Raw genomic sequence first — 8,664 nt, 5'->3', positions numbered from 1 at the left:
GATATCTTTTGCTTTGGGAAACTTTGCAGCCATTCCTATTATGGCGACTTCCCGATGTGTTTCTTGAACTGATTCTCGCATATCAATCAATATTTCTGCGGCTTTTTCTTTGGATAGTGCACCTGCAGCAACCTGTTCCAATATATAACTTTGAACTTGTTTCACTTAGTTTCCTCCTACATCAACTCTAAAATCTTGTGCTCCTTCTCTTTAATTTCGTTAATACAAGTATAAGTTGGTCAACGCTTTTGAAATTATTAGAGAGAACACACTTTATGACTCGATTTCGTACAACCAGTTCCTGGTCACGCACCGCTTCATACTTTTCATAAATATGAGTTCCTTGACGAGGGAGAGAATGCTCTGAAAGAAATTGAACTCACAATGGCATTATGTTTTTATGTTCCAAGAATACATGGAAACATTTTAACCCATAAATGTCCACACCATAAGCCCAGAGATCCATATCGAGAACAACTTGCCTTCAATAACCGTTTGAATAACTCTTTCCCGCACACTGGGCATCTAAATAATTCTCTATCTGGGCTCTCATAGCTAGGATGTTGAATATCTAATTGCGATGTTCAATTGGCTTTATCAATACTATTCCATCTAATGGACCGTGGTCCGGTTGCACACATTTATATGCTTTATTGATTTGTATAAGAAGGATGAGTCGTGTTGCCATATTTGGAGTTCTTTAAGAAGACCGCTATGTTTTGAATAATAATCGAATCGAAGTCATATGAATAATGTGATAAAAATTGCAATAATCTCGAAAGCCAGGGATATAATACAAGTCCAAATAAAGTAATATATAATTTCCCTTTTCAAAACACTGTTTGATCAAATTAATAGATTTTATTTGTTGAATAAATGGTTTGGCAATGATTTAAAAAGTAAGGCATGAGCACGACTTCCTTGGCTTAGGTACACAAAAATTGATATATAGCACTTCTGAGTTACCTTTCCATCCTATTAATTGTGTAAAATAAACCTAGTATCATTGCATTGAATCTTTAAATTCTGCTAATATAGACAAAATATATAAATATTGGCATGTGGGGGATACGACGGGATGACTGGACCACACTCATTGAAAGTACTTTTTTTTAATACACATAAACCTCTATAATGTTTTACCACGGTGTGTAAAAATCAAAAGTCAAAAATTACTTCTGAAAATGAATGGCTTGTGGGTATCAGCATCTCTTCCCTTAATTGAATATCTTGAATCAAGACGTCCAGATTTTCCGCAATGATCTCTAGTATCTTTGTGTAATCCTTCACTAATTGTTCGATAGTTTCCTTTTTGTACAATTCACTTGAATATTTAAAAGAGCCTTTAAAGCCACTTGGTGATTCAATAATTTCAACTCGTAGATTATAAATTTCTTCTGTTGGTTGATTTTCCACATACTCAAATGTAATATCGTCTACTTTTGCAGTGTAATCTTCATAGTTCAACATTGAGAAAACAGTATTGAACAGTTGGCTATCCATTTCCTTAGTATGAAGGTTAAGTTTTTTAAGTAACATGTCATACTGGTAATCTTGATTCTCATACGACCTCAATGTGATTGTTTTTATTTCCTCCAAATATGTTCTAAATGATTTCTGTTTAGATGGATTGCTTCTAATGGCTAGAACATTAACAAACATTCCAACAACATGCTTTATGTCTGTATAACGTCTCCCTTCAACCGGAGTGCCAATGGAAATATCTTCATAAGCAGCGTATTTGGAGTATAAAACATTAAAAGCAGCTAGAAGTAGCATAAAAATAGTAGTTTTTTGCTCTGCTGCTATTTGATATAGATGATTACAGAGTGTCTGATCAATCTCCCATGTAACCAGATCCCCTGCCAATGTTCTTACTTTTTTTCTTGGAAAATCTGTGGGTATCCCTCTACCAGGGGGAAATTTTTTAAATGAATCAAGCCAAAATTGCTCTTGCACTTGAAGAGTTTCTGATTGTTGCATCGTATTCTGCCACTCAGCAAAATCTTTATACTGTATGTTAAGTTTCGGTAGTTCCTTTTTTGAATACAGTGATGCTAGGTCTCGCTGAAGAATTAATACCGATTTCCCATCAGCTACGATATGATGAAAATTGAGAATCAAAATATGTTTTTGCTCTGCAATTTTGACCAAGGTTACTTGAAATAGTGGGGATTTCTCTAGTTCGAATACATGAATACATTCTTGAATAAGTTCATTGATGCTTCTATTATTCAGTTCTAATACAGGCAAGGAAAAGTTCACGTGATCGTGTATAATCTGTACAGGCATTCCATCTTTTATTGTAAAGGAGGTCCTCAGAGATTCGTGTCTATTAATCAGCTGATAGAAAGCGGATTGTAATCGTTGTATATCAAGCTCTCCACTGACCACAAAGGTGGTTGTTAAGTTATAACCGTTCCCTGTATCCATGATCTGAGTATTTGTAAATACTCTTCTTTGAGCCGCAGATAGTGTGTAATATTTTTTGAATTCTGCAGCACTAATAGTCATTGAATTACCTTTACCTTTTTCTTTAATAAAGGAAGCTATGTTATCAATCGTTGCATGATTAAAGACCTCTTCTAATGGAAGTTCCACTTCAAACTCCTCGTACACTCTGGCGATTAACGTCATAATGTTTAGTGAATGCACGCCTATATCAAGAAAGTTATCATCAATACTAATTTTCTTAATCCCCAAAATATCTCTCCATATTTCAGATAACTTAATCTCAATCTCATCTCTAGGAGCAATATATACTTTTGATGCCGAGCTGTTAGGTTCTGGTAAAGCCAAATAATCCACTTTCCCATTTGGTGTTAGTGGAATACTGGTAACCGGTATACAATGTGTAGGTATCATATAGTCCGGCAGACTGTGTTTAAGATATTCGCGAAGTTGATCATTATCTACCGTTTTATCAGCGATATAATAGGCTATTAAGCATCCAGGATCTGTGTCTCGTTCTTCATTTACCACGTAACCAAGTTTGTTCAGGATTTTAGTCACTTTTAATTCGTCAACATGACTGTTTGATTCTGCCTGTGACTCTTCTAAACTAATGTGACCTGTTCTTACCTCCCAGCTATTTGGGAAAGTATAGTTATCATAGTTCTTATTTTTCCTTTGTAAATAAATCCCTACATCGTTTATTAGGCAGTTACTTGAACAGAAACCGGTATCTACTGGATTACTCCAATAGGAACTTTTTGTTTTAAGAAACTCTATAATTTCTCCTTTAGTCACATCGCTATATCGGAAGAAGTCTATTAGCTCTACCTGTTCTAACATGTTTTTATCTATTGCATAAGTAGGATTAAGATTTTTGGATACGTAGTCGTGCTTACTGTGGTAAAGTAATCTCTTTTCATCTAGTTTCTTTTTTATATCTTCGACAGTTTGCACCATACTTTGCTGTAGTACATCATACAGATGAAGATCAAAGATTTGCCCGCGGGATAATCCAGTTACGATATACTTGATTCCTTTTTCATATGCTATTTTCGTACTAAGTTTACTTAATACTTTAAAACATCCGTTGCATACACTAATTTCCTCATGTAACCCATCGAGAAAGATTTGAGACATATTATCTACGGTACCTGTAATATGATCAATTTGATGTTCTTTAACGATGCGATCAATGTTTTGAAGGGCTGTCTTGGATATGTGCCCGTTATCAAACGTAAACGTTAAAACACGTACTCCTATTTCTATTAACTTATATAAAACGTAAGTACTGTCCTTTCCGCCGCTATATAGTAATAAACAATCATAACCATTTTCGGTGTCATTTCGAGCATAATCGAATTTTTCTTTTAGCTCATTTATGGGCCTGAAATAAGCATCTGAAATCCCTTTATAGTCATCATATTCCTTACATACATTGCAAATACTATCAGCATCTATTACTGTGTTAGGATACGTCGAGGGGAGTCCGCATTGTTTGCAACAGGAGGTATTGTGTTGTTCTCCTTTTACTTTGTAGTTAGCACGTAAGTTCACAACACATTGACGAATACCTTGATAAGATAGCAGTTCATTCTCTATCTCTCCAAGTTCTAATCGATTTCCCCGGATTTTGACCTGACTATCGATCCTGCCTATGTACTCCATATTTCCGTCAGGAAGAATCCTTCCTAAATCGCCTGTCTTATATAGTAACCCCTTCTTTAAAACAATCGGATGATTAATGAATCTCTCAGCGGTTAAATCAGGATTTCCGTAGTAACCAAGTGTACCGTATGATGTTTCAATATAAATTTCCCCAAAGGTACCATCGGGACACCTATTCAAGTTTTCATCTAGAATGTAACACGTCGTCCCAGGCATAGCTTTACCAATGGGGATAATATTCCTAGATAAATCAGTTTTTTGTATGAAATAATACATTTTCACCATAGTCGTCTCAGTAGGCCCATATAAGTTAACTAGTTGGATTCTCTCGCCTATGATGTCGTACCATCGTTTCAAAGAATAAGGAACGATTTTCTCTCCAGCCATTAATATATATTTAAGAGCAGGAAAACTACTATTACTCAAAGCTTCAAAATTTATTAAATTAAATAGACTTGGAGTACAATGAACGACTTGTACCTTAGATTCTTCAAGCCATCGAGAAAACTTCAAAGAGTCTAGAATTATTTCTCTACTTTCAGGAATACATATCGTTCCTCCCGCACAAAGAGGAACAAAAATATCTCTTAAACTTGCATCAAAGCCTGGGGATGTTAACTGGCTAACTTTCGTATTTTCATTAATCGATAGTAGTTTAATTTCCCAATTGATAAATTGAAGCAAACTCTCATTTTTTCCTAATATACCTTTAGGTTGACCAGTTGATCCCGATGTAAAGTAGATGTAGATCGGCTCATCCGGTGAATATATTGGAGGCTCATTTGCAACATCCTCAGTAATCTTTTCGATGCTTTCAATGGAAAGGACACGACCCTGCATATTCCTTTCAAAAATAGAAGATGCTCTAGTCATAATCTTCTCTTCGGTTATTAAGTAATTAATATTGGAAATCCTTGTTATCTTTTCTAGTCTACCATCTGGATGTTGTGGATCTAGAGGAACAAAAATACAATTAGCTTTTAAAATACCGAGTAATGCAACGATTAGCTTTGCTTTATTTTCTACTAAAATCCCGATGCGAGTCCCCTGTTTCACACCATAATGTTGAAGAACAAGACTGACCTGATCAGAAGCATAATTTAATTCTTCGTATGTAATTTTCTGTTTTCCGTACTCTATGGCCAGTCTCTGCTCAAAGAATTTAAATGCAGTATTTAATTTATCCTGAATTGTTTTTTCCATATCACAGTGCCCCTTACTTTAAACTATTCGCATTCAAATTATAAAGGACCACTAAGATAGATGGTCCTAGACTACTGTTATATATTGAACTGCTTGAGGAATAAACCAAAAGTAATAGCTATAATGAGCATATCGTTATCATAAGGTAGATTGAGCTTGAAGTCGTCTTGAATATACTGATTTTTTAACTTTTCTACTGTATTTGGATTAAAGTATCCTTGTTTCTTGATAGTTTCGTACGAAAGTATATCCCCTAATAGTTCTTTTTCCCTTTTCAACAAAGCAGGACTCCCTGGTGCAACGAAAGCGTACTTTGGACGATGGATGATTTCATCAGGAACTATTCCTTGTGCTATCTTCTTAAGAATAAATTTCTCCTTAAATGCTTTAAGTTTAATGTTTACAGGAGCCCTTCTAGCAAAATCAATCACATTTGGATCAAGAAATGGATATCTCGCCTCTACAGAATTAGCTAAAGCCATTCTATCTCCATGATCAGATAAAAGGTGATCACTCATACGTAACTTGAAATCTATATAGGATCTCTTGTGGAAGAGATCTATACCTTTAATTCGATCAGGGTTAATTACCGGATGATTCAAACAGCAAATATCATCGTATACAGCATTAACCTCATCTGAATATAATGATTGTAGGAATTCGCTGTAGTGATGATGATTTTTCTCATACAAGAATTCCTCATCACCCCATACTTTGTAACGAATTTCTTTTTCCTTCGGATGACTTGAAAACAGTTCTTTCCCTTTACGCATCTGATCGAAACGGTACCCTACATATCCGCCAAATAATTCATCAGCCCCTTCACCTGTGAGAATAACCTTTACATTATTAGCACGAACTGCCTCAGATAGAGCTAAGCATGCTGTATTATACGTTTCTTTAAGGGCACTCTCAGAGTGATAGATTACTTTATCCAGCCGTTTGCCTATATCATCAAAATCAAACAAAATTTCATGGTGAATAGAGTTTATTTTTTTAGCCATTAAACGCTGGTATCTAGACTCTGATATGTTTCGATCCGTAAAGTCAATGGAAAATGAATGCCTGTTTCCTCCACTATTAATTGCGTGGATTTTGGCAGCAATTAATGAAGAGTCAAGTCCGCCACTTAAATAAAAACCAATTGGAACGTCTGCCTGCATTCGGTAACGCACGGCATTAGTAAGTAAGTCATCAAGTTCTTCGATGTAGTCTTTCTCATGATGGATATACTCTAGTTCCCCCTCTTTTGGGTACCGTAGATCCCAATATTCCTTATCAATAACCCCATTTTCAAAATCAATTAATAAGTAATGTCCACCCTCAAGACTGTTGATATTGTGGAACAATGTTCTTGGACTGACCATACCTGGGAAATGCATGATTTGGTCCAATCCAGTTAAGTCCACTCTTCTCTCGACTGCATCATGAAGTAAAATTGCTTTGATCTCAGAAGCGAAAATAAATATATCTTGAGCTACGGTATAATAAAAAGGAGCAATTCCGCATTGGTCCCTGGCACAAAACATGATTTTCTTCTTGCTATCATATAAAGCGAAAGCAAACTGGCCATTTAACCGAGTTAAGAAATTAACCCCATGATCTTCGTACAGATGAAGAATTACTTCAACATCACTATTTGTTTGAAAAGAGTGTCCCTTCTCAATTAAATCGACCCTTAGTTCTTTAAAATTAAAAATTTCTCCATTGCAAATTAAAGTAATTGATCGATCTTCATTGTATAGGGGCTGCTTTCCTCCTTCCAAATCTATAATGCTGAGCCGAGTAAATCCTAAAGCAAGATTACGGTCAATGTGATAGCCAGTATCATCGGGTCCTCTATGGTGCAGACTTTTCAACATACGATGCACTGTTTCCGTATCAATTCGATTTGCATCTTTTAAATCAAAGTAACCGCATATTCCACACATGTCATATACCCCTCAGGTTATTTCCTCATTCTTTTTTGCTACACAGCTCAAACAAACTTAATTCGGGATAACGAATACCTTTATCCAGTATTTTGGTATATAACTCTAACAATTTTTCAATTGTTTCTGTCTTGTACAACTCGGGACTGTATGTGAAACAAAAACTTAAATCCCCATTTTCCGACTCAATAGCATCAAACTGTAAATCAAAACGGGTATTCGATGCAATGTAATAAGGTTTGGCCTTGATCTCAGATAGAGGTAATTCTGGATAATCCTGATTTTGCATAATAAACATGGTCTTAAATAACGTTCCTGTGTTTTTTCCAAATCGTTCACTTAATTTTTTCACCAAAATCTCATACGGATAATCTTGATTTGCATAGGCATTAATAAGACTTTTCTTAATTTCACTTACAAACTCTGAGAAATTTTTGTGATCTTCTAGGTAATTACGAATAGCCAATGTATTGACAAACATACCCACAACATTCTCTACTTCTTTAAAATTTCTCCCCAAAATACTTGTACCAACACATACATCTTCACTACCAGTCCATTTCCATAACATTAAGTTATAAACGGCAAAAAACAGCATATTCCGCGTTATGCCGTTCGTCGAACTATATTTAATTATTCTTTCTTTAAACTCTTCGTTGAATTTATAGAATAACAGTTTCCCTTCTAAGTTCTGATCCTGCTTCTTTGGATAATCTGTTTCTAATACCATAGAAGGAAGTTTGTCCTTGTATATATTCAGCCAATACTCTTCCTGTCTTTTCAAAACCTGTGTTTCTAAGAATCCCTTTTGCAATACTGCATAATCCTTATACTGAATAAGTAAATCCGATAGTGGTCTTCCTTCATACAATTCCGCAAATTCCCTTGTTACAATGATCATAGATGCTCGGTCAGACACAATATGGTGCATATCAAGTAGCAACGCATATCTGTAGTTAGGAAATTGTATAAGCATCGCCCTAATTAAGGGAGCTTTAGTTAAGTTAAATGGTCTAATAAAATCTTCTAAGTATTTATCATTAAAAGAATCTTCTTCAGACTCCACATAATTCAATTTGATATCTACGTGGTCATGAATTTTTTGCATATATTGACCGCGAATCAAATGAAAAGAAGTTCGAAGAGGTTCGTGTCGATCGACTAACTTTTGTAAGGACGTCTTTACCTTTTCAACGTCTAGTTTCCCTTCAATGACTAGTACGCTTGGCAAGTTGTACGCAGTTCCGCCCACCATTTGATTATGAATGAAGAGCCTCATCTGGGCTGAAGATAGTGGATAATACTCTGCCTCAGCTGCAGGGGAGATCATCAATTCTTTGACTTCCTCCTCTGGTTTTGTATCCAGATAGTTCGCAAGCTCAGCAATCGTTGGATATTGGAGTAGCTCCGT

General features: G+C 35.5%; 3 protein-coding genes. All 3 read right to left on the bottom strand.

Going from position 1 to position 8,664, the window contains the following annotated elements:
• Positions 1 to 1,158: 1,158 nt before the first annotated feature.
• On the bottom strand, positions 1,159 to 5,322 hold the full coding sequence (locus GC096_RS04340; protein WP_171629075.1) for a non-ribosomal peptide synthetase: 4,164 nt from the start codon (positions 5,320 to 5,322) through the stop codon (positions 1,159 to 1,161).
• Between the two features lie 77 nt (positions 5,323 to 5,399).
• Complete coding sequence (gene asnB / locus GC096_RS04335; protein WP_171629074.1) at positions 5,400 to 7,253, bottom strand: asparagine synthase (glutamine-hydrolyzing); 1,854 nt, start codon at positions 7,251 to 7,253, stop codon at positions 5,400 to 5,402.
• 25 nt (positions 7,254 to 7,278) lie between these two features.
• A partial coding sequence (locus tag GC096_RS04330; protein ID WP_246302569.1) for a condensation domain-containing protein occupies positions 7,279 to 8,664 on the bottom strand: 1,386 nt, incomplete at its 5' end.

Origin of the sequence: Paenibacillus plantarum, from assembly GCF_013141695.1 — a bacterium.
Taxonomy (GTDB): Bacteria; Bacillota; Bacilli; order Paenibacillales; family NBRC-103111; genus Paenibacillus_E; species Paenibacillus_E plantarum.
This window is presented reverse-complemented; position numbering and strand designations above follow the sequence as displayed.